This is a genomic window from Budvicia aquatica DSM 5075 = ATCC 35567 (assembly GCF_000427805.1).
Classification (GTDB): Bacteria; Pseudomonadota; Gammaproteobacteria; order Enterobacterales; family Enterobacteriaceae; genus Budvicia; species Budvicia aquatica.
This window is the reverse complement of sequence record NZ_ATYS01000018.1, coordinates 1-22,266: the sequence shown is the minus strand read 5'-3', so window position 1 is coordinate 22,266 and position 22,266 is coordinate 1. Positions and strand designations below refer to the sequence as shown.

16 protein-coding genes are annotated in these 22,266 nt (G+C 47.7%); 2 read left to right on the top strand and 14 right to left on the bottom strand.

What is annotated here, in order from left to right; translation table 11 throughout:
• Positions 1 to 24 precede the first annotated feature (24 nt).
• Positions 25 to 1,827: an adenine deaminase gene (locus tag YWE_RS0108830; RefSeq protein WP_029094197.1), complete on the bottom strand. Its 1,803-nt coding sequence runs from the start codon at positions 1,825 to 1,827 to the stop codon at positions 25 to 27.
• Between the two features lie 164 nt (positions 1,828 to 1,991).
• Between YWE_RS0108830 and YWE_RS0108825 the strand changes: the two genes are divergently transcribed.
• Positions 1,992 to 2,921, top strand: a complete 930-nt coding sequence (locus YWE_RS0108825; RefSeq protein ID WP_029094196.1) for a LysR family transcriptional regulator — start codon at positions 1,992 to 1,994, stop codon at positions 2,919 to 2,921.
• A gap of 8 nt (positions 2,922 to 2,929) precedes the next feature.
• Here the strand turns inward: YWE_RS0108825 and yegS are convergent, their stop codons facing one another.
• Positions 2,930 to 3,835 carry a lipid kinase YegS gene (yegS, locus tag YWE_RS0108820; RefSeq protein ID WP_029094195.1) on the bottom strand — a complete coding sequence of 302 codons (906 nt, stop codon included), beginning with the start codon at positions 3,833 to 3,835 and terminating at the stop codon, positions 2,930 to 2,932.
• Between the two features lie 145 nt (positions 3,836 to 3,980).
• Here yegS and YWE_RS0108815 point away from each other — a divergent pair, with 145 nt between their 5' ends.
• The gene (locus YWE_RS0108815) at positions 3,981 to 4,325 is read left to right on the top strand and encodes an antibiotic biosynthesis monooxygenase family protein (protein ID WP_029094194.1); all 345 of its coding nucleotides are present in this window, start codon (positions 3,981 to 3,983) and stop codon (positions 4,323 to 4,325) included.
• A gap of 270 nt (positions 4,326 to 4,595) precedes the next feature.
• On the opposite strand, the gene trhP is transcribed toward YWE_RS0108815, so the two are convergent.
• The 12 genes from trhP to rdgC form a co-directional block, all read right to left on the bottom strand.
• The gene (gene trhP / locus YWE_RS0108810) at positions 4,596 to 5,960 is read right to left on the bottom strand and encodes a prephenate-dependent tRNA uridine(34) hydroxylase TrhP (protein ID WP_029094193.1); all 1,365 of its coding nucleotides are present in this window, start codon (positions 5,958 to 5,960) and stop codon (positions 4,596 to 4,598) included.
• Between the two features lie 118 nt (positions 5,961 to 6,078).
• The gene (locus YWE_RS0108805) at positions 6,079 to 6,912 is read right to left on the bottom strand and encodes a hypothetical protein (protein ID WP_029094192.1); all 834 of its coding nucleotides are present in this window, start codon (positions 6,910 to 6,912) and stop codon (positions 6,079 to 6,081) included.
• A gap of 104 nt (positions 6,913 to 7,016) precedes the next feature.
• Entirely contained in the window at positions 7,017 to 7,874 is an 858-nt protein-coding gene (locus tag YWE_RS0108800; protein ID WP_029094191.1) for a hypothetical protein, read from the bottom strand.
• A 37-nt stretch (positions 7,875 to 7,911) separates the two neighbouring features.
• Complete coding sequence (gene baeR, locus YWE_RS0108795; protein ID WP_029094190.1) at positions 7,912 to 8,622, bottom strand: envelope stress response regulator BaeR; 711 nt, start codon at positions 8,620 to 8,622, stop codon at positions 7,912 to 7,914.
• The gene (gene baeS / locus YWE_RS0108790; RefSeq protein WP_029094189.1) at positions 8,619 to 10,031 is read right to left on the bottom strand and encodes an envelope stress sensor histidine kinase BaeS; all 1,413 of its coding nucleotides are present in this window, start codon (positions 10,029 to 10,031) and stop codon (positions 8,619 to 8,621) included. Before baeS ends, baeR begins: the two co-directional genes overlap by 4 nt.
• Before the next feature lie 54 nt (positions 10,032 to 10,085).
• Complete coding sequence (gene mdtD, locus YWE_RS0108785) at positions 10,086 to 11,492, bottom strand: multidrug transporter subunit MdtD (protein ID WP_029094188.1); 1,407 nt, start codon at positions 11,490 to 11,492, stop codon at positions 10,086 to 10,088.
• A gap of 76 nt (positions 11,493 to 11,568) precedes the next feature.
• Positions 11,569 to 14,679, bottom strand: coding sequence for a multidrug efflux RND transporter permease subunit MdtC (gene mdtC, locus YWE_RS0108780; protein ID WP_029094187.1), 3,111 nt, complete (start codon positions 14,677 to 14,679; stop codon positions 11,569 to 11,571).
• Between the two features lie 2 nt (positions 14,680 to 14,681).
• Positions 14,682 to 17,813, bottom strand: a complete 3,132-nt coding sequence (locus YWE_RS0108775) for an MdtB/MuxB family multidrug efflux RND transporter permease subunit (RefSeq protein ID WP_029094186.1) — start codon at positions 17,811 to 17,813, stop codon at positions 14,682 to 14,684.
• On the bottom strand, positions 17,810 to 19,048 hold the full coding sequence (locus YWE_RS0108770) for an MdtA/MuxA family multidrug efflux RND transporter periplasmic adaptor subunit (protein WP_029094185.1): 1,239 nt from the start codon (positions 19,046 to 19,048) through the stop codon (positions 17,810 to 17,812). The genes YWE_RS0108775 and YWE_RS0108770 overlap by 4 nt, the downstream gene beginning before the upstream one ends.
• Before the next feature lie 325 nt (positions 19,049 to 19,373).
• Complete coding sequence (locus tag YWE_RS0108765; RefSeq protein ID WP_029094184.1) at positions 19,374 to 19,856, bottom strand: FidL-like protein; 483 nt, start codon at positions 19,854 to 19,856, stop codon at positions 19,374 to 19,376.
• Positions 19,853 to 20,653 (bottom strand): hypothetical protein, encoded by an 801-nt coding sequence (locus YWE_RS0108760; protein ID WP_029094183.1) that lies wholly within the window; start codon positions 20,651 to 20,653, stop codon positions 19,853 to 19,855. Before YWE_RS0108760 ends, YWE_RS0108765 begins: the two co-directional genes overlap by 4 nt.
• A gap of 171 nt (positions 20,654 to 20,824) precedes the next feature.
• Positions 20,825 to 21,736, bottom strand: a complete 912-nt coding sequence (rdgC, locus tag YWE_RS0108755) for a recombination-associated protein RdgC (protein WP_029094182.1) — start codon at positions 21,734 to 21,736, stop codon at positions 20,825 to 20,827.
• Between the last annotated feature and the right edge of the window lie 530 nt (positions 21,737 to 22,266).

Sequence of the window (22,266 nt, the reverse complement as noted above, 5' to 3'; positions counted from 1 at the left end):
TTATTTTTATCAATATATGGCTAATTAAAGGGCATCTGTCTGTATAGACCAGGCTTCAATCAGCGGGTTAACAATTTCTCGGGTTGTGCCATCAGTCAGGCCTAAATCAGTCAGATGTGGCCCGGCATTACAGGCAAGGCACGTGCCTTCAATCGCTTTAAATACGCGATAGGGAGCCTGCCAATCGGCAACCTGTGCACTGATATCCCGCAGGGCCTTAAAATCACGGGCCAGAACTTCAGGTTCGGCATCTGATAGCATTCCGGCAATCGGCATGGCGACATGGGCAATAACTTGGCCGTTTTGGGTCAGTGCCATACCGCCGCCACTGGCGATTAATGTATTGGCGGCCAGCAACATATCAGCAGGTGTACGACCTAAAACCACCAAGTTATGGGAATCATGAGAGTAGGTTGTGGCGATAGCGCCTTTCATTTCCCCCCAATCTTCAAGAACCGCCAGTTGAGCACCTAGCTGGTGTCTGCCATGACGGTGCTGAACGTAAATCAGGCTGTAGCCTTCAGGGACTAGCGCAATGCCATTTCTGACATCCAGCGTAATTTCACTCCATTGGGTGAAGCGGGCGCCTTTAATAATGCGCAGTTTGGCTTTGCCGTTAATAATATCGGGAATACGCAATTCAAAATCTTGCAATCTACGGGGAGTGAGCCGAATAGTCTCTCGCGGTGGTAAGACACCGCTAACCGCCTTAACCGCAGAGTGCATTTTTCCACCGGTCGCAACCAATTCACCGTTAACAAATACCGACTGAGGTTCAAGATTTTCCAGATTATCAAACACCACTAAATCAGCGGTTCTTCCCGCAGCAATCAGGCCTAAATCAGGACGCTGTAAGCGAATGGCACCATTCAGCGTTGCCATACGTAATACGTCCGTTACCGGTAGCCCGTGGCTGACCAGTAATCTGACTAATTGCAGAATGCCGCCTTTTTCCAACAGCATGTCAGGAGAGACATCATCTGTGCACAGCGTTATTTGAGATGACAAATGAGGCAGGCCGTTAAGGGCTTCAACTATTTCAGGCAACAGGTAAGGGTGAGAGCCTCGAATTTCCAGCGTTAATCCGGCGCGTAATTTTTCCAGCGCATCGGCGGCGGAAGTGAGCTCATGGTCGGAGGTGACACCGGCAGCCAGATAAGCCTGTAACCGTTCGCCGCTAAGTCCGCGGGCATGGCCCTCAATGACTTTTCCGCTGTCCAGGCCGGCTTGCATAATTTCGAGCATGCGATCGCTGCCGTTCAGCACACCGTGCATGTCCATAACCTCAGCGACACCGGCCACTTCCGGCCAGCTCAGCATGGTCTTCATCTCTTCACCGTGGAAGTCTGCACCCGACATCTCTAACCCCGGCGTTGATGGAACGCTTGATGGGGCTGCGCAGATCACTTTTAGCGGTAATCCGCGGCTCGATTCAATGGCATAACGTACGCCGTCCAGACCAAGGACATTCGCCAACTCATGGGGGTCCCAGAATACGGTGGTGGTACCCTGAGCAACAACGATGCCGGCATAGCGTTCGGCCGGCAGATGAGAACTTTCAAGGTGAACGTGGGTATCAATTAATCCGGGGCTAAGAAACTGCTGTTTAAGGTCATGCGTGGTGGCTGCCTGAGAAAACTGGCCCCTTGGATGCACGCTGGCAATCATATGGCCCACGATACCAATATCGACCGCCCGGATTTCACCGGTCACCATATCGACTATCTGGCCGTTGATCAGCAATAAATCAAAAGGAATTTTCCCTAAGGCAGCATCGACTGCGCGACGACGAAGTTTGGTTTGCTGTGGAGCAATTGAAGTACACATAAGTCACCCTGTAAAAGCAATATTCTGCTAATGTAGGGGGCTTAAATGCTTTTGCACAGGTGAATAAATTTATAGCCTGATAAGAAAAACTTATAGTGAAGCAAACGTTTCCGTTTTTACTTTTATTGACCTCTCTAAGAGGCTTGTAATTAAAGGTTGTGACTATGTCTGAACCATGGCGTCGCTTACCGGCACTGTCGTTAAAACAAATTCAATATTTTGTCACGCTGGCCTCTTTGCGCCACTTTACTGACACAGCAAATAAATTAGCCATCAGTCAACCGGCGTTGAGCAGCTCGATTCGGCAAATTGAAATAGTGCTGGGGGGCAAGCTGATTCATCGTACTGCTCAGGCCTTGACCTTAACCGAACTGGGGCTGGCGGTTTTACCCCATGCAGAGCGTTTATTAAATGTAGCTCATAGCGTATTTGATGATGTACAACGCATTGTGGCGGAAGGCGGGGACGGGGCGGTAAAAATCGGGCTGGTGCCGTCGGTGAGCTCACTGATTTTCCCTTCGGTGCCGGAGCTTATTGCCGAACGCTTTCCTACGCTGCGCATAGAATTTCATGATCGTACCAATGACGGGTTGTTAAAAGGCTTAGAAGCCGGGGAGCTTGATTTTGGCATCGGCGCGGTAGACAGCAGTTTACCCGCAGGACTGGATGTTTTTCCGCTGCTTGAGGATGAGTTTGTGGTGGTCACACGTCGGGACGATGCGCTGGCCGAGTCACTACATTTACCCTGGCGTCAGCTGACTCAGCGACATATTGCCATTTTCTCTAAAGGCAATATCAGCCGGATGGTCTCTTCCATGGCGGAGACCCACAGGCTATCGATTAAAGCTTATTACCACGTCGACTTTTTAGAGACGCTGTATGGCTTGGTGCGTTCAAAGCTGGCGGTGGCAATATTACCCCGGCTATACACCACGACGCTTTGCGATCCTGAACTGGTGGTGCTGACGTTACAACAGCCTCAACTTAGCCGCTCTATTGCACTGATGAGGGCAACTCAAAGCAGCTCAAGCACGTTGAACGATGAGTGCTTTAAGTTGGTCCTGCTGTATCTTCGTGACGTTGTCACTAAATAAATGAGCCGCTAAATTAATAGTGGACAGTCCGGCGGCAAGCGACATTTGATTGCGCAAGGCATCACTTCGATAGAGAATTTATTGCCTTTTAGCGGTTCTCCGTCAAGGTTAAGAATCATTTCATGAGGTGCCGTTATTTCCAGTGCGGGCATGTTACTAAAAACAATATTCTCGTTATCTTTGCCGCTAAACAGGCTGGATAAAAAGCTTTGCAAAGAATCCGCGGTCATCATTATCGACAGTTGTAACTGTCCGTCATTAATTTTCGCCTCCGGGCAAATTGGATGACCGCCACCGGCCTGTTTGCCGTTACCGATACCGATAACTAACGCTTCGCCCGACCAGTGAAAACCATCAGAGGTAATGGTGCAGGTATCGGCTTTTAAACTATCAACCTGACTAATTCCATGCAGCAGATAAGAGAAACCGCCGAAAGCCGCTTTTAGGGCGGCGGGCGTTTCAGTGGTAATTTTCGTGCCAAACCCGCCGGTCGCCATATTAATAAATATGTGTTGATGATTCACCATTGCCAAATCGATAGCAACCGCAGTGCCATTAATGGCTAACTCTAACGCGTTGTGCAGATCGGCCGGAATCTGACAGGCTGTAGCAAAATCATTGGCGGTTCCCAAGGGAAGAATACCCAGTGTAGGAAGCGGGTGATGATTTAGTTGTAAAGCGGCAATTGCAGCGGCCACTTCATTAATAGTGCCGTCACCGCCGCCGGCGACAATCGTATCAATATTTAACTTATAGCCTTCTTCAACATATCGCTTAGCGTCACCATGCTCCCAGGTTACTCTGACCAGAATTTTATGGCCCCGCTCCCTTAGCTGAGTGATTGCAGAACGGATATCCGGGTGGTTAGCCCCTTTGCCATTAAGGATAATTAGTGCGGAAGATGCTGAATTCATTGTCTCTCCGAAGATATTACTAAATATAATAAGTATAACGGGTTAATCTTATTCGGTAGGATTAGAGCCAGAAAAGTCTCTGACAGCGGGAAATATTCACGCCATAACTAAATGGAATATCTGAATGATTAATGGGGGAAGCGGCATGATTGCAGTTATTTTTGAAGTAGAAATTCATCCTGAACATAAAAATGAATATTTTGAATTTGCGGCCAGGCTGCGCCCGTTACTGGATGAGATCGACGGGTTTATCTCAATAGAACGGTTTGAAAGCCTGTCATCGCCGGGAAAAGTACTTTCTCTGTCATTCTGGCAGGATGAATCAGCGATTGAAAAATGGCGGACCCTGCATTTACATCGGGATGCTCAGACCAAAGGGCAGGCGTTTATTTTTAAAGATTATCGTTTAAGAATTGCCGGGGTTATTCGCGATTATGGTATGAATGACAGATTACAGGCGCCGGAAGATAGCCGTTGCATTCATGGCTAAATAGCATAAGGAAAACGTGTTTTTGATTTATTGTGAGGGATAAGTAAATGAATTGTAAGAAAAATAAAGCTTATATAAAAAAGAAACCAGTCCAAGGGAGATTGGACTGGTAAGGAGGTGGTTTCTATTAAAAAGTTAATAGGAACACAACTAGTTATTAATCTTTAGGGTTGAGATAGTAGTCCATTTATTACCCTAGAGATGTGATCTGATTCTAATATTCGCCATTAAAATAAGTTATTTCTAAAAATTAATGGCGAAAAAGAAAAATTATGCTGTGTGCGGGTTACGGGTATTGTTGCCACCGTTAAGGTTTCGCATCAATAACGCATATTCCAGATGAATATCTTCAGGCACCGGCAGATAAACGATGTGTCCGTTACCCGGTGCAACCTCTGTGGGCTGACCTTTAGAGGTTTCCATGGATTCAATGGTGAAATGGATATTACCCTGCGGGGTCATCATTTCTACGCTATCGCCTACTGAAAACTTATTTTTTACATCAACGGCGGCTAATCCGTTGCGGCGTTCACCGGTAAATTCCCCGACAAACTGCTGGCGCTCAGAAATGGAGTAACCATAGTCGTAGTTCTGGTGTTCATCATGCACATGGCGGCGTAAGAACCCTTCGGTATAGCCTCTGTGGGCAAGGGATTCCAGCGTTGTCATTAATTCTTCATCGAAAGGTTTACCGGCAACGGCATCGTCAATTGCACGACGGTAGACCTGTGCAGTACGGGCACAGTAGTAAAATGATTTAGTACGACCTTCAATTTTAAGCGAGTGAACGCCTAACTCAGTCAGCTTCTCTACGTGCTGGATGGCGCGCAGATCTTTAGAGTTCATAATATAAGTGCCGTGCTCATCTTCAAAAGCGCTCATATATTCGCCCGGGCGAAGGGCTTCTTCGATCATAAACAGCTTATCGGTTGGCTGGCCTTCACCCAGCGTAGGCTCGACGTTTTTAACCGCTATCGGCTCATGAATATGTACAATATTGCCGGTATCGTCTTCTTTACCTTCTTCGACTTTATATTCCCAGCGGCAGGCGTTCGTACAGGTACCCTGATTTGGATCTCGCTTGTTAATATAGCCGGAGAGCAGGCAGCGACCGGAGTAGGCCATACATAATGCACCGTGAACAAAGGTTTCTAGTTCCATGTCCGGCACTTGCTGGCGAATTTCTTCGATCTCATCCAGCGATAGCTCGCGGGATAAAATAACGCGGGTAAGTCCCATTTGTTTCCAGAACTTCACCGTCGCCCAGTTAACCGCATTGGCCTGAACGGATAAATGAATATCAATCTGAGGGAAGGCTTCGCGTACCATCATAATCAGGCCCGGATCGGACATGATTAACGCATCAGGACCCATTTCAACCACCGGCGTCAGGTCGCGGATAAAGGTTTTTAACTTAGAGTTATGCGGGGCAATATTTACCACCACGTAGAACTTCTTACCCTGAGCGTGAGCTTCATTAATGCCTAAGGCTAAATTCTGGTGGTTAAATTCATTATTACGCACCCGAAGGCTGTAACGAGGCTGGCCGGCATAAACGGCGTCGGCGCCATAGGCAAAGGCGTAACGCATATTTTTCAGCGTTCCGGCCGGAGATAGGAGTTCCGGTTTAAACATAGTGTATTCTCTCAGTCTGATCACAGGTCAGAACCGCACCACACAGGGTACGGTTTGGGGAAAATCCCCGGGCGGGGATTGTAGTCTTCGACGGGGCTAATGGCAATATTGGCAGGAATTAATCGTTCCAGTAATTGATATTCGTTTTTATCACCGAGTCGCGCTTCACGACCGAGTACGGATAAATTTCGATTTCGCTAGAAACCGCATACAAACAACTACCGTCACTATCCCATTTCTGGCAGTCAACCCGAGTGCTGCGCAGGCTATAGTCATTTACGGCCAAACCGATAAACTGTAAATCTCGACCCTGTTGGTCGTAAACATAAGAAGCGCTGGTGTTTGGTGCGATCACTGAAAACAGCGGTCCCTCAGGCTGATAGAAATAGCGGTGTTTACCATTCATCAATTTATCATCGCCGCGAGTGGTATAGCTGATTAGGCGATCCTGACTATCTGAATAGAAGTTCATTTTAGTCACGCCCTGTTTGCCGTTCTCGATGAAATTATCTTCTGAATGGGTGATTTTTCCTGTTTTATCGGTGTAATACTGCGGACTACCGATTTTTTGATAAACCACTTCGTTCTTACCCTCTTTGGTGCCGAGCACCGATACATCATATTTAACCTGCCAGCCGTCAGTGGTTTTAGCCGCGGTAAATATCATTTTTAACTCAGTGTTTTTTCCCAATGACTGATATTCACTGGCGAAATCAATGAGCTCACCGCAACGATTATATTGATACTTCGTTTGGCCGGATAACTGGTCACCATTATCACCGGTTCCTGTCATCACTGACTCTTGCTCTCTAACATCACCGCGTACGGTGTTATTGAATATAATGCTGTGATTGAAATTGTTTATCTGTTTATTTGTTGAACAGGGGGTAATCGCGTTAGCTTGGGGGATTGAAAGTACGCTGATAGCGGCAAGGGTAATGACTTTAATCATGTGAATATCCTTATAAACCGATAGAAAAATTTATGTTCTGTGGCGCATTGACGATCGGCGACACCTGTCCTTTTCTTACCATCGGGTTTAAGTCCCGATGGTGTTTATTCATCCCAGTATTGGTAGGTTGCGCTAGAGAAAAACTGTTGGTGACGGCTGGTTTTATCAGGATAAATTTCCAGCGCATCGGTCACAGATTTAGTGCAGCCGCCTCGATTGTCCCATTTTACACAGTTCAACTGGCGACTGAATATACCGTTTGAATAAGTGGTTAGCTGAAATATTTGAAAAATCCTATCCTGATTATCATAAATATAGGTGAGATAACTCCCCGGACTTTGTGATGATATAAGTTTTCCCGCATGGTCATAGGTAAAATAGTAGCTACCGCTGGAATAGCCATCGTCGCTGAGAGTGGTGTAATGCGTCAATCGTTGTGCGGTATCGAAGTAATAACGGCTTTCACCCGAGGCCTGATCGCCATCATTTATAGTGAACGAATCGTTTGATGAGGTAATCAGCCCGTGATTATTGATGTGATAATCAATATTTCCCTCTTTATGATAAGCAGGGATTTCCGCCTTATTGCGATCGTTAAGGGGCTGCTCGGCTAAAAGGTCGTAGCTTTGGCTCCAAGAGCCAGATACTTGCAATAGTTTGGAATATATTTGATTAGTTATTCCCGTTGTATTGAAGGTATAGCTGAGTGAGTTTAGGTTAATCTGTTCACAGCGATCAAATTCAACATATTGATAGCCATAGATATAATTATCGTCACTATAAAATTCAGCGCGAATAGCTTTAACATTATCGGGCTGGATTATCGTCCCGTCGGATAAAATCAAATTATTGCTTTCAACAATTTCTTTAGTCGGGAGACACTGTTGATTAGCGTAGCTTGCCTGACAGCTAACAAACAAGATCAGGGCTGAGCCTGTCAGCTTTTTTATGAAGGTCGACATCAAATAAAAGACTCCATTCTATATTCGTCCTAAAGACCTATCCTTCCCAACGATATCCCATCCCATACACCGACCGGATAAAGGTTTTCTCGGGGGCAAAGGTTTCCAGCTTGCGGCGTAAATTTTTGATATGGCTGTCGACGGTTCGGTCAGTGACGACTCTATAGTCATCATAGAGGTTATCCAGCAAAGACTCTCGGGATAATACCTGACCGGGATGATCTGACAGTGCTTTTAACAGCCGGAATTCGGCCGAAGTTAAGTCCAGCGTCATTTGGTTATAGCGTACCATAAACTGGGATTCGTCCAGCTGTAACCCGCTATTAATAGGGAGCGGAAGATCTCGGGCGGGCTGATAGCAACGTTTTAAAATAGCCTTAACCCTGGCGACGACTTCACGCGGGCTGTATGGCTTACAGATATAATCATCCGCTCCGATTTCCAGGCCAGAAAGCCGATCAATTTCTTCTGTTTTAGCGGTTACCATAATAATCGGAACATCTGAGAATCGGCGGATTTCCCGACATAGGGTTAAGCCGTCAATGCCCGGCAACATCAGATCAAGCAGGATAAGCGACGGTGAATGCTGTCTGACATAAGCGATGACCTCTTTACCATTAGCAATCAGATGAGTTTGGTATCCTGCCGCCTGTAAGTAATCAATCAGTAGCTGCCCCAGTTTAGGCTCATCCTCCACGATTAAGATCGGCGCTAAATCAGCGGCGGAAAATAAAGGCATATCGGTCATAGTGAGGTTACACCCGCATCATTGAATAGGGGAAAGGTTAGCTTAATTTCCAGCCCGCCTAAAGGTGAATGCGCCGCCGTGATTTCACCGCCGTGGGCATCGACAATATTCCAGCAGATCGATAGCCCAAGGCCCGAGCCTCCGCTGGCCCGATTGCGGGAACCTTCGGTACGGTAGAAGCGTTCAAAAATTTGTTTAAGCTGCTCCTCGGTAACGCCGGGCGCTGAATCCTGCCAGAGTAAAGTCAGGGTATTTTTACTCAGCGTGCCGGAGATATGTAATTTGCCCGCACTATCGTCAGTTTGGCTATCGGTATAGCGCAGGCTATTTTCTAACAGATTATTAAATAGCTGTGATAAGCGGTCAGGATCGCCAAATACGGCAGAATTGTCCGGCAGGTCGGTTTCAATGCTCAGCCCTTTAGCCTGAAAACGGCTGCGGTAGGCGGCAACCGACTGGCCAAGAATTTCAGATAGGTTGATATGACTTTTACGGTAGGCCAGCGCACCCAAGTCTGATAGTGAAAGCTGATGAAGGTCATTGACCAACTTAGTCAGAGAGCTGACCTCAGCCTGCAGGGAGTGAAGAGACGTCGTTGTTAACTGGCGAACGCCGTCTTCCAGCGCTTCCAGTTCACCCTGCAAAACCGCCAGAGGCGTGCGTAATTCGTGAGAAACGTCGGCGATAAACGCCCGGCGCATACGTTCATTTTTTTCCAGCGTATTGGCCAGTTGGTTAAAGTCATTGGCTAAGGTACCCAGCTCATCGCCACCGGTGACCGGCACTCTGGCCGAAAAGTCACCGGCGGCAAGCTGGTGGGTTCCGACCACTAATCGTTTCACCCGGGAGAGTAAACTACGAGAAAGCAGCAGGGTGGCAATAGACGCCAGAACGGTAGAGAGGGCGACTAAAATCCAACTGGTTCTGCTCTGCTGTTTGGCAAAATTGATATCAGCACTGCGGGTGAGTTTTTCGCTTGGCATTGCAACAATCCAGCCGATGGTTTTGCCGTCTAAAACGATGGGCTTGCGGGTGGCCTGCTCAGGAATTGCTACGGATGAACCGGCTAAGCGGACGTTATGGTTATCAAAGACCCAAAAAGGCACTCGCCAGCCCTGCGGCGGCAGTGATTGGTCAGTATCATCACCTTCAGCATTTTGCTCAAATGAACGTAATAACTGATGAACCAACCGTTCATTACGAACTAAGAAGCGCCAGTTCCCCTCCGTCCGATAGCGATCGGCCAGTGCATTGGCTAACAGACTGATTCGTTGTTCATTACTGGACTTAATATAATCAGTGAATCCGCGTTCAAAACTTAAACGCACCCCCCAGTTCATGATCATCAGAACCAACATACAGGTTGCCATAATGGCTAAAAACAGTTTACCGGTAATGCCTATCTTCATAAGAACCGGCTTGTGTTGCTATGGGTCATGACCTTCTCCTCGCTGAATCATTGACTAGTTGCGCTTATTCAGCAGTATGTTTTGGGCATCGTCTTTAGGGACGCGGGCAAAAATAAAGGTCGGTATCAGCATGACGAGTCCGACGCAGAAATAGGTATACAGGAAGGCCGTTTGAATCTCGCTGCTGCCGGTGCTGACGTGCTGCTGAGAAAACAGACCCAGCAGGATACCCGCGGTACTTACCCCCAGGCTCATAGACAGTTGCATCACCATGGATAGCAGACTGTTGCCGCCGCTGGCGAATTCATCAGGTAAATCTTTAAGCGTCAGGGTGTTCATGGTCGAGAACCGCACGGCGTTGGTCATGCCAAGCAGGAATAAGATAAACGGGATCCCCGGATACAGATCGAGCATGCCGAGGATAGGAATAGCCACGATTAGCACCGGCAATAATAACGTAGAGCCGGTCAGCACTACGCGGTAGCCAAAGCGGTTGACTATCTGAACCACCAGCCGTTTGATGCTCATGCTGCCGATAATCATCGGAATCATCATTAAACCGGCATGGAACGGACTAAAGCCTAATCCGATCTGTAAGAATAGCGGGGTCATAAAAGGCAACATGCCTCCGCCGATGCGGGCTAACATGCTGCCGCTTAATCCCAGTGAAAAGGTCGGGATTTTAAACATCTTTAAATCGAACAGCGGGGAACTGCTGCGGCGGGCGTGTAGCCAATAGAGGCCCAAAGCACAGATACCGCAGGCACACAGCAGTATTACGGTCAGCGGAGCCAGTCCCATACCGGAATGGCCATCCAGAGAAAGCGTGATACTTGCCATACCGACCGCGAGCAATACAAAGCCAATAATATCGAAACGACGCGGCGGCATTTTGTAGTTAGGCATAAAGAACAGAGTTAACACAATACCGATGATACCGACCGGCAGATTAATTAAAAATATCCAGTGCCAACTGGCGTATTCAACCAGAAAACCGCCCAGAGCCGGTCCCATTAATGGCCCCACCTGACCGGGTAAGGTCACAAACGTCATCGCTGCCATATACTGGGCGCGCGGGACAATCTTCATCACGGTAAGCCTGCCGACAGGCACCATCATCGCACCGCCGATACCTTGAATAACCCGGGCGCGAATCAACTCAGACAGCGATTCAGACTGGGCACAAAGCAGAGAGCCAAGCGTAAAGAGCACAATGGCCGATAAGAACACGCGCTTAACGCCGATACGATCGGCCAGCCAGCCGCTGGCCGGGAGGCCAATAGCAACGGTCAGAATATAGGAGACAATAACCGACTGCATTTGCAGCGGACTTTCATTCAGGCTCAGCGCCATAGACGGCAGCGCGGTATTCAGAATAGTGGTATCCAGCGACTGCATAAAAAAACCAAGCGCAACTATCCACAGCTGTAGATTTACGTTAGTTGGCGAGTCTTTTATCATAGGGATATTCTCACTATTGTTCTTTTATACCGATACATACCGATAAGTTTTAGCATCGTGATGCTGCGCTGTATTATTAGTCATGTTTACTATCAATGAAGTTCACGGGCACCCGGGGCATCTTTTTTTCCTTGCGCTGTTTTAGCCACCGGCTCAGGCGGTCAAAATAGAGATAGATAACCGGCGTGCTGTATAGGGTAAGCAACTGGCTGACCAGCAGCCCGCCAACAATGGTGATCCCTAACGGTTGACGAAGTTCGGCACCGTCACCGCTGCCTAATACTAATGGTAAAGCACCAAAAATTGCCGCCAGCGTGGTCATCATAATCGGCCGAAAACGCAGTAAACAGGCCTGAAATATCGCTTCTCTTGGGGTTAAGTTTCCTTCCCGTTCGGCAGAAAGTGCAAAATCGACCATCATAATGGCGTTCTTTTTGACTAATCCAATCAGCAACATGACGCCGATTAGGGCTATCAAACTAAACGGCGTATTAAACAGCTCTAAAGCCAGTATGGCACCTACGCCGGCCGAAGGAAGGGTCGATAAAATTGTCAGCGGATGAATATAGCTTTCATACAGTATACCTAACACGATATACACCGTAGCAATAGCCGCAAGGATAAGAATCAGCTGAGACTGCAACATCTCCTTAAACACCTGAGCGGTACCGGCAAATGAACCTCTGACGGTATTGGGTACTCCTAAGGCTGTCATGGTGCGCTCAATGGCATTAGTGGCCTCAGACAGGGAGTAACCGTCGGCTAAATTAAATGAAATGGTTGAGGCGGCAGAAAGCCCCTGATGATTAACCGACAGCGGGGCATTCGACGCTTCCCACTGGGCAAAATAGGAGAGCGGGATAGCGCCGCCCCGATCGTTAATCACAAACATTTTATCTAATGCCGTTGGGTCCTGTGCGTATTCGGGAGCCACTTCCATGACCACTTTATATTGATTAAGTGTTTGGTAAATGGTTGAAATTTGACGCTGACCAAATGCATTATTCAGCAAGGCGTTTGCATTGGCCACGCTGATCCCTAAACGTGACATGGTTTCTCGATTATAAGTCAGGGCAATCTCTGAGCCCTTATCCTGTTGGTCGGAGTTTACATCGGCCAGCTCAGGCAGGTTGGCAAAAGCGACCCTGATCTTTGGTTCCCATTCCCGCAGGCTGGAAAGATCGTCTGACAGCAGGGTGTATTGATAGCCGGCGTTAGACTGCCGGCCTCCGGCCCGAACGTCCTGAACCGCCATTAAGTACAGTGTGGCGCCGGGCTCGGTTGATAATTTAGCTCTTAATCGGTTAATGACCTGTTGGGCGTTATCTTGGCGTTCAGACAGCGGATTTAAAGAGATAAACATCGAGCCGCTGTTGGGGCGCGAGCCGCCGGTAAATCCGGTCACATTGTCAACGTCGGGGTCGTCGTTGACGATCTTCATCAGGACTTCCATCTTTTTCTTCATCGCCTGAAATGAGATGCTCTGGTCGGCCTGTACAAACCCCATTAACCGGCCGGTATCCTGCTCCGGGAAGAACGTTTTAGGCACATTCATATACAACCAAACGTTTAATACTAATGTGCCGAGGAATATGACAATCACCAAACGGGCATGGTCCAGCACCCAGTTCAGCGAACGGGCATAGCCCTGTTGCAGCCTTAAAATAACCCGACCGAATCCTTTAGACTTGCGCTGATTTGCCACCTGTTTTGATTTCAACAGCCGGGCGCACATCATTGGCGTTAACGTCAGAGAGACTACCAGTGAAATCGCTATCGCGACCGACAGGGTAATGGCGAATTCACTGAATAATCGACCGGGTAAGCCGCTCATAAACAGTAACGGAATAAAGACGGCCACCAGCGACAGGCTCATGGATAACACGGTAAACCCGACTTCGCTAACGCCCTTGAGTGCGGCATCAAAGGGTTTCATTCCGGCTTCAATATGTCGGGAGATATTCTCCAATACCACAATGGCATCATCGACCACAAAACCGGTGGCAATGGTCAGCGCCATCAGTGACAAATTATTCAGGCTAAAGCCAAACAGGTACATTGCTGCACAGGTACCTATCAACGATACCGGAACTGCGACGGCCGGTATCAAGGTTGCACGGCCGGAGCGTAAAAACAGAAATACCACCAGAATCACTAAAGCAACGGCGATAGCTAATGCGCGTTCGACCTCTAATAATGAAGCCCGAATGGTTGGCGTTCGGTCCTGTGCAATAGCCAGATTAATTGATGACGGGATGGTCGACTGAAGAGCAGGAATTTCAGCCCGAATACGGTCTACGGTATCAATAATATTGGCATCGGCAGAGCGCCTGATCATAATCAAAATGGCCGGCACGCCATTGGCCATACCGGCATTTCTAACGTCCTGAACGGAGTCGGTTATTGTTGCCACATCGCTTAAGCGTACCGGTGAATTATTGTTGTAATGCACAATAATCGGGCGGTAACCCTCGGCGGTTTTAATTTCATCATTAGCCTGAACCTGCCAGTGTTGCTGGTCCAGATTCAGTGAACCCTGCGGCCTGCGAACGTTGGCATTACTGATGGCCGAACTGACAGCGTTAAGGGATACCCCTTGATTAAATAACGCCTGAGGATTGAGTTCGACTCGAACAGCCGGAAGAGAACTACCGCCAACGCTGACGTCACCAACGCCGTCTAACTGAGATATTTTTTGGGCAAGCTGAGTAGACGCAAAGTCATAGAGCTGTCCCTGGCTGTAAACATCGGAGGTCAGGGTCAAAATCATAATCGGTGCGTCTGACGGATTGGCTTTACGATAGCTTGGCCGTTTCGGCATACCGCTGGGTAACAGATTCTGGGCTGCGTTAATTGCGGCCTGAACGTCGCGGGCTGCGCCGTTAATATCCCGGTCCATACTGAACTGTAAAATAATACGGGTACTGCCAAGTGAACTGCTTGATGTCATTTCATCAAGGCCGGCGATCGCACCTAACGAGCGCTCAAGCGGCGTGGCAATTGAGGACGCCATCGTTTCTGGCGATGCACCGGGCAATGAGGCGCTGACAGAAATAACCGGAAAATCGATCTGGGGCAAAGGGGAGACCGGCAGCAGTTTAAAGCCAATCATTCCGCTTAGCACAATGGCTAAGGTCAGTAACGTTGTTGCTACCGGCCGGTGAATAAACAGAGCATAAAATCTCATGTTCACAGCCCTGCCTGTGGATTTTCACTAAGGCTATTTTTGCGCTTAAGTGAACGGCTGAGGCGGTCAAATAGCAGATAGATAACCGGCGTGGTAAACAGGGTTAATATCTGACTGACTAACAAACCGCCAACCATGCTGATGCCTAATGGTTGGCGCAATTCTGCACCAATGCCGGTACTGAGCATCAGCGGCAATGCCCCCAATAGCGCAGCCATGGTGGTCATCAGAATAGGGCGAAAACGCAGCAAACAGGCCTGGTAAATGGCGTCGTAAGGACTTTTGCCTTCTTCTCGCTCGGCGGCAAGGGCAAAGTCAATCATCATAATGGCATTTTTCTTCACTATGCCAATCAGTAAAATAATTCCGATAACGGCAATAATATCTAAATCATTACCGGAGATCAGTAGCGCCAGCAGCGCACCGACGCCGGCGCTGGGCAGCGTCGACAGAATCGTAATCGGATGGATAAAGCTTTCATACAGTACGCCCAGCACAATATACATAGTGACGATGGCAGCCAGAATTAACCACAAGGTGCTGCTGAGTGAGTTTTCAAAAGCCAGCGTCGCCCCCTGAAACTGAGTGGAGATATCGGTCGGGAAGTTTAGCTGTTGTTCAGCCAGCGTAATCGCCTTAGTTGCCTCACCGAGTGAAACCCCTTTAGGCAAGTTAAATGAGATAGTCGCTGAGGGAAACTGAGACATTCGGTTGATTGATAAAGGCCCGTAACGCTCCTCAATCTTAGCGATATTCGTCAGGCGAATAGATTGCCCGCTGCTGTTTTTCAGGTAAATGGCGTTAAATGCCTCCATCACCTGATTCTTATCTATTTGCTGTTCCAGAACGACCCGATACTGATTAGCCTGAGTATAGATAGTCGAGATTAACCGCTGACCAAATGCGTTATATAACGCATTATCAATGTCATTCATGCTAATGCCTAAACGGCTGGCATCATCCCGATTGACGTTAACAAAGGCAACCAGCCCCTGATCTTGCCAGTCACTGGTGACATCGCTCAGTTCCGGCAGATCTTTTAATCTGGTGAGCAATTTAGGTACCCATTCAGACAGTTCATCCAGCGACATCGTTTGTAGCGTGAACTGATACTGGGTACGACTGACCCGATCTTCAATGGTCAGGTCTTGAACCGGTTGCAGATATAGCGTCAGGCCGGGGATATCTTTTACGCTGTTTTGTAGCCGGGTAATAATTTCCGGAATTCGGGCACTGCGCTCATTTAATGGTTTAAGACTGATTTGCAAACGACCGTTGTTTAACGTTGAGTTACTGCCATCGACGCCAATAAATGAAGAGACATTATCAACGTCCGCATCCTGCAAAATAATAGCCGTGACTTCCTGCTGGCGTTTTGCCATTGCGGAAAAGGAGATCGACTGGGACGCTTCAAGGGAACCCTGTATCAGCCCGTTATCCTGCACCGGAAAGAAACCTTTCGGCATAAACAGATAGAGCAGTACTGTAATGGCTAAGGTGCCAAATGCCACTGACAGCGTAATCCATTGATGCCTTAATACGATGGTCAGGTAATGGCCATAACCTGACACCAGACGATCAAAAAAGCGTTCACAGGCAAGAGAGAAGCGGTTTTGTTTACGCAGTGATTCATGGCTCAGCAGGCGTGCACACATCATCGGTGTCAGGGTTAATGACACTATGCCGGAGATCAGAATGGCGATTGTCAGCGTCATGGCAAACTCATGGAACAGACGGCCAACCACATCGCCCATAAACAGTAACGGAATAAGCACGGTTACCAGAGAGACCGTTAACGAAATAATGGTAAACCCGATCTCGCCAGCGCCTTTTAGCGCAGCATCCAGCGGTTTATATCCCTGTTCGATATAGCGGGAGATATTCTCAATAACCACAATGGCATCATCGACCACAAAGCCGGCGGCTATTATCATCGCCATGAGCGTCAGGTTATTAATTGAGAAATCAAGAAAGTACATCACCGCAAAGGTGCCGATCAGCGAAAGCGGTACGGCAACGCTGGGAATAATCGTAGCCGGTACGTTGCGCAAAAACAGGTAAATCACCATAACCACCAACATGACGGCCAGCAACAGTTCGATCTGAACGTCATTAATTGAAGTGCGAATTGTGACGGTACGGTCAGTGAGAATTTGCACGTTCACTGAATGGGGCAGGCTTTCAGTTAATGCCGGTAATACCCGACGAATTTCATCAGCGCTAGTAATCACGTTAGCCCCGGGCTGGCGCTGAACGTTGAGAATAATTGCCTGTTGCTGGTTAGCCCATGCCGCAAGCCGGGCGTTTTCTGCCCCTTCTTCAACGGTGGCAATATCTTTCAGGCGAATAGGGGAGCCGTCTTTATAAAACACGATAAGCTGGCGGTAATCTTCCGGTGACTTCATCTGATCGTTTGTCGACAGGGTTACCGATCGGGTCGGGCCATCAAGGCTGCCTTTAGCACTGTTGACGTTAGCGGCGGCGATGGCCGCACGAACGGTTTCGCTATCGAGTCCGTAAGCGGCAACGGCCTGTGAATTTAGCTTAACTCTAACGGCCGGGCGCTCGCCGCCCGACAGGCTAACCAGCCCTACGCCTGACACTTGCGATATTTTTTGCGCCACCCGGGTTTCAACTAAATCTCTCACCTGACTCATCGGTAGCGCATCCGACGTAACGGCCAGCGTCATAATGGGGGCATCGGCCGGATTAATCTTGCTGTAAATCGGCGGATAAGGAAGGTCGTTAGGCAGCAGATTGGTGGCGGCATTAATTGCCGCCTGAACCTCTTGTTCTGCCACATCCAGATCTAGGCTGAGCTGAAACTGTAAGGTAATCACTGACGCGCCGCCGGAGCTTTGAGACGACATCTGTTTCAGGCCGGACATTTGTCCTAACTGTTGTTCCAGCGGAGCCGTGATAGCCGACATGGTGACATCAGGGCTGGCTCCGGGATAGAGTGTGACAACCTGAATGGTCGGATAATCGACTTCAGGCAATGCGGATACCGGCAAGAATTTATAACCGATAATACCGGCCAGCAGAATAGCGACCATCAATAAGGTTGTTGCCACCGGACGCAGTATAAATATCCGAGAAGGGCCTCCGCCTGATGGCGTTTTAACGTCGGTCATTTTGCTGCCCGCCGGGTCTGGTTGGCATCAGTTTTTGAGCTATTTAGCGACTGGGGCGTCACGATCTCAACCTGACTGTCTTCTTTTAAACGGTCCAGACCGTCAGTGACAACGCGTTGCCCGGCCTCAATACCCTGAACGATCACCATAACTTCACCGGAACGAATACCGGTAGTAATCGGTTGCTTACTGACTTTATTTTCGTCGTTGACCAACCAGACAAAACTGCCATTGTTGCCGGTCTGGACCGCGGCCGCCGGGATGGTAATAGCATCGGTTAAAGTAGCCACTTTAACCTGAGTGTTAACGAACTGATTCGGAAACAGCCGGTTATCGTCATTAGTAAAGCGGGCTTTGAGCTTAATGGTGCCGGTTGTTACATCGATCTGGTTATCCATACTGAGCAGGTAACCCGTGGCTATTTGTTGTTTATTTTCTCGGTCCCATGCTTCAACCGTTAGCTTTTGGTCAGCCTTTTCTGCCGGTATCAGGCTAGATAGCTCGGTTTCCGGCAGCGTAAAAATAACATCGATAGGGTGAGTTTGAGTAATGACAACTAATCCGGTACTGTCACCGCTGGAGACATAGTTACCGACATCGGCCAGTTTAAGCCCGACTCTGCCGGAAATCGGTGCAGTTACCCGACTATAGGTTAATTGTAGATTGGCACTGTCAACGGCACCCTGCGCCGATTTCAGGCTTCCTTCCGTTTGGCTGACTAATGCGATCTGTGCATCTAACTGTTGACGGGAAACCAAATTATTTTTGACTAACTGCTGATAGCGGGCCAGATCGCGTTTGGCATTGGTCAGGGTAGCTTTAGCATTAAGCAACTGGCCTTCGGCCTGCGTCAGTTGAACCTCAAAAGGGCGGGGATCGATCTCAACCAGTAAGTCACCGGCTTTAACCTCTTGGCCTTCAGTAAAATGAATCGCCATAATTTGCCCGTCAACACGGTTGCGTATGATGACGGTATTGGCGGCAGTGACCGTGCCTAATCCGCTGAGAAAACGCGGAATATCTTGCTTAAGCGCAGTGGCAACCTGAACCGGCGGCAATGGCATGGTGCGTCGGCCAGAAGATGGGCTGTCGGTTTTTTGCTGCCCGGCGGCGGGTATCGCTGCGGGTGAATCTTTTGATGTATCGTCACGATACAAGATATAAGCACCAACTATAACGATGGTCACTACGGTGAGTGGTAACAGACGTAATAGACGTTTAAATGGGGAAGTCATAGTTAGAGGCTCACTTAAGCAGAGTAAATCACCAGGCGATTACACTGTGTTATTAGTATCGTTACCCCCCAATAATGGGCATTTCATCAAGGCAGTCAGTGGATACGGTCAACGGTTGATGCAGCTTTAAATATCAAGGGTATATATTGGGATGATTATAGCCTGTACGGCTATAAAAATAATGAAGGAAATATGGAAGTTACGTAATGATAAGTAAGGTTAGAGTCAGCGGGATAAGTGGCCGGGGGAATTGATAGCCTTCCTTGGCCTACGGTGGTTATTGACAAAAGGGGGCGGGGGTCAATAAAACGACGGATAAATAGCGCTATTCACAAATAAAGTAAGGCAGCGTAGCGCTTGAGAATAATTTTTTGCCATTGTTCAGATTAATAATGGTCAAATGGGTAGATTCATGACGTTCGGTACTGAAACGGTAGAGATAACGTTCAGCTAAGTCTTTAGGTAAATTATCGCTGTTATTCAGGAAGATCTCTGAGGTCACAAGCACATAGTTATTATTTTTATTCTTGGTGTAATTAAACTGTATCTTGCGGTCAACCGTATAATCCCGACCGTCAATGTCCAAGTGCCCGGTGATAATGTTGAATCCTCTCTCTTTATTGAAGCTGAATCGCATGTTGGTGTACAACAGAGCTTCATTCTCCTGATTCGGTTTTTCAAACAGGAATGTCACATTGGCAGAACAGGTAAAATTGTGCTGCCGTGCGCTATAAAAAAGATACAGCCCGCTAAAAAAGACGACGGTGACAACTAACGTCGCTACGGTATATAGCATCTTATTTTTCATTTCACTTTCACCACATAGAAGTTAGTACAAGGCGTTTTATCATTGTCAGGATCGCTGGTACACACCTGGATTGATTCACGTTTGTCATCTGCGGGTAAACCTAAATAGATATTTTTGGGGGTATCACAAGAAATGGCAAACTCTTCCAGCCGCATTTTTAAATGGGGCAGATCGGTAGGTTTTTGATTATGGATAAAGACGTTACACGCACCATATTTCCCCTGAGGATGGTAATCAGCGAAATAGTTTGGCTTGGTTGAAAATAGATTGAGTGCAAAATAGAGGGCAAAGATAAACAGGGAAACGGCTAACGCAATACGGGTGTAATACCAGACAAAATGATTGACCTCATGATGTTCCTGAGGCGCGTTATCTTTGTGTTCTCTGAGGGCCGGATTAAACAGAGACTCTTTGGCAATATGCGGCTTATCTTCACTATTATTATCGAAGGTTCGATAACTGGTGACCACTTTCAGCTCAACGTCGGTAGAAAGTTGAACGCCATTAGAGTAGGTCACAAGCACGGGTTCAAATTCGTTAATATGGCGAAAAGCCTCGACGATATGGTCTAGCTCTGCGGTGATTAATTTAGCCGTATTGGCCGGGGTATGACTATCTTTAATGTCTGATAACAAATACTCAAAGGGGACTATTTGATAGCCACTATCAATCAGGCGCAGGAACAGCCGTTTAGCATTATTATCTAGAATGATCAGTTGCTTGGGATCGTCTAACCGGCTTAATTCGCCTGAGAACGTATTAAACAGCACCCGATCATTTATAATATAGTTATGCAATCATTCCCCCCGTAACTCAACAAACAAATGATATTTTTAACTAATTTCCAGCCTATTTTACACATTAATATGCCAACTTACAGGTGAAAATGAGATTTAAGTATAAAAATAACGAGAGGTTATTATTACCAGAGGAGGGATAATGGATACTCCCTCCCTAGCGTTTTGCTGCTAAGCCGTCTGCTCGCCGCCTAGTGCATCAACTAAATCTTTAATTAACGCCGCTAACTCTCCGGTCATTAACGTGAAGTCGGCGTCAAAACGGGCTGCGAAATCTTCTTTATCGATATCCTGATTTTGGTCACGTACGGTCTCGGTAAATTTGAGCCGCTTTAGGCTACCGTCGTCGGCTAATACAAACTGAATGCGTTCTTGCCATTCCAGTGCCAGCTTAGTCACTAGTTTACCGGCTTCAATATGCGCGGCGATTTCATCACAAACCAGTTCCTGAGCTTTACAGCGGATAACACCACCGCCTTCAAGAATCGCTTTTAGTTCGGCTTCGTCTTGCAAAATAAAGCCGGTTGGCAACTGACCTGAACGCACCCACTCGGTTAGCGTCAGCTCAATCGGGCTTTCTAACGTAAGCGGAACAACAGGCAGCGATCCTAAGCTTTTACGTAATAATGCCAGCGTATCTTCTGCGCGTTTGGCGCTGGCTGCATCAACCATAATCAGGCCATTAACCGTATCGATCCATACGTTGGTCTGGTTAAAACGACTAAAGGCGCGGGGCAGTAGGGAGTGAAGAACTTCATCTTTCAGCGCGTCTTTTTCAGTTTTTTTCAGTTTTCTATGTTGTTCAGCTTCCAGTTTTTCGATGCGAGCCTGAAGGGCTTGCTTAATCACCGGAGCCGGTAATATTTTTTCTTCTTTCCGAGCGCTAATCATGATCTGATTGCCAGCGCTATGGGTCAGTGAATCACTATGAGAACCCATTGGTGAAACCCAACCTGTTTTAGCCATATCTTGGCTACCGCAAGGGCTAAAGGTTAATGGTTTTAACTGCGCCTCCATTTCATCGGCAGACAGGTGAGTTTCACGGCTAAGACGATAGATAATTAAGTTTTTAAACCACAACATATTCACTTCCATTAAAGACGGCAGCGCACTTTACTGCGCGTATAGTAAAAACATAGTCGCCATCATAACCAATCGCAACTAGGATTGTCGCTATTTGACTGACTAATAGACGAAATAGGCGCATTTTAAGTGAAATTATTTTGTTGAAATTGATGATAAATGCTGGCTGAGTTTATAACTAGCGGCGTTAATTACTCTGCTCGTCATCCCCGTGAAAACGGGGAGCCAGGTTTTCACTCACAGGCTAACTCTCGGCTTAAGGACTGGACCCCGTTTTCAACGGGTGACTACTCTCGTCATCCCCATGAAAACGGGGCTCCAGGTTTTTACTCACAGGCTAACTCTCGGCTTAAGGGCTGGACCCCGTTTTTCAACCTGTCTCTTATACACAAGTCCCCGACCTATTCGTTGGGGATTTTTTTGAACTTTTTCTCTGTCTGTTGATCTTTCTTTATATTTCCTCTCATTCTTGATTTTAAAATGTTACTTTCTGACTGCTATTCATGGGCTAAACAGGTTTTCGGGCTGGC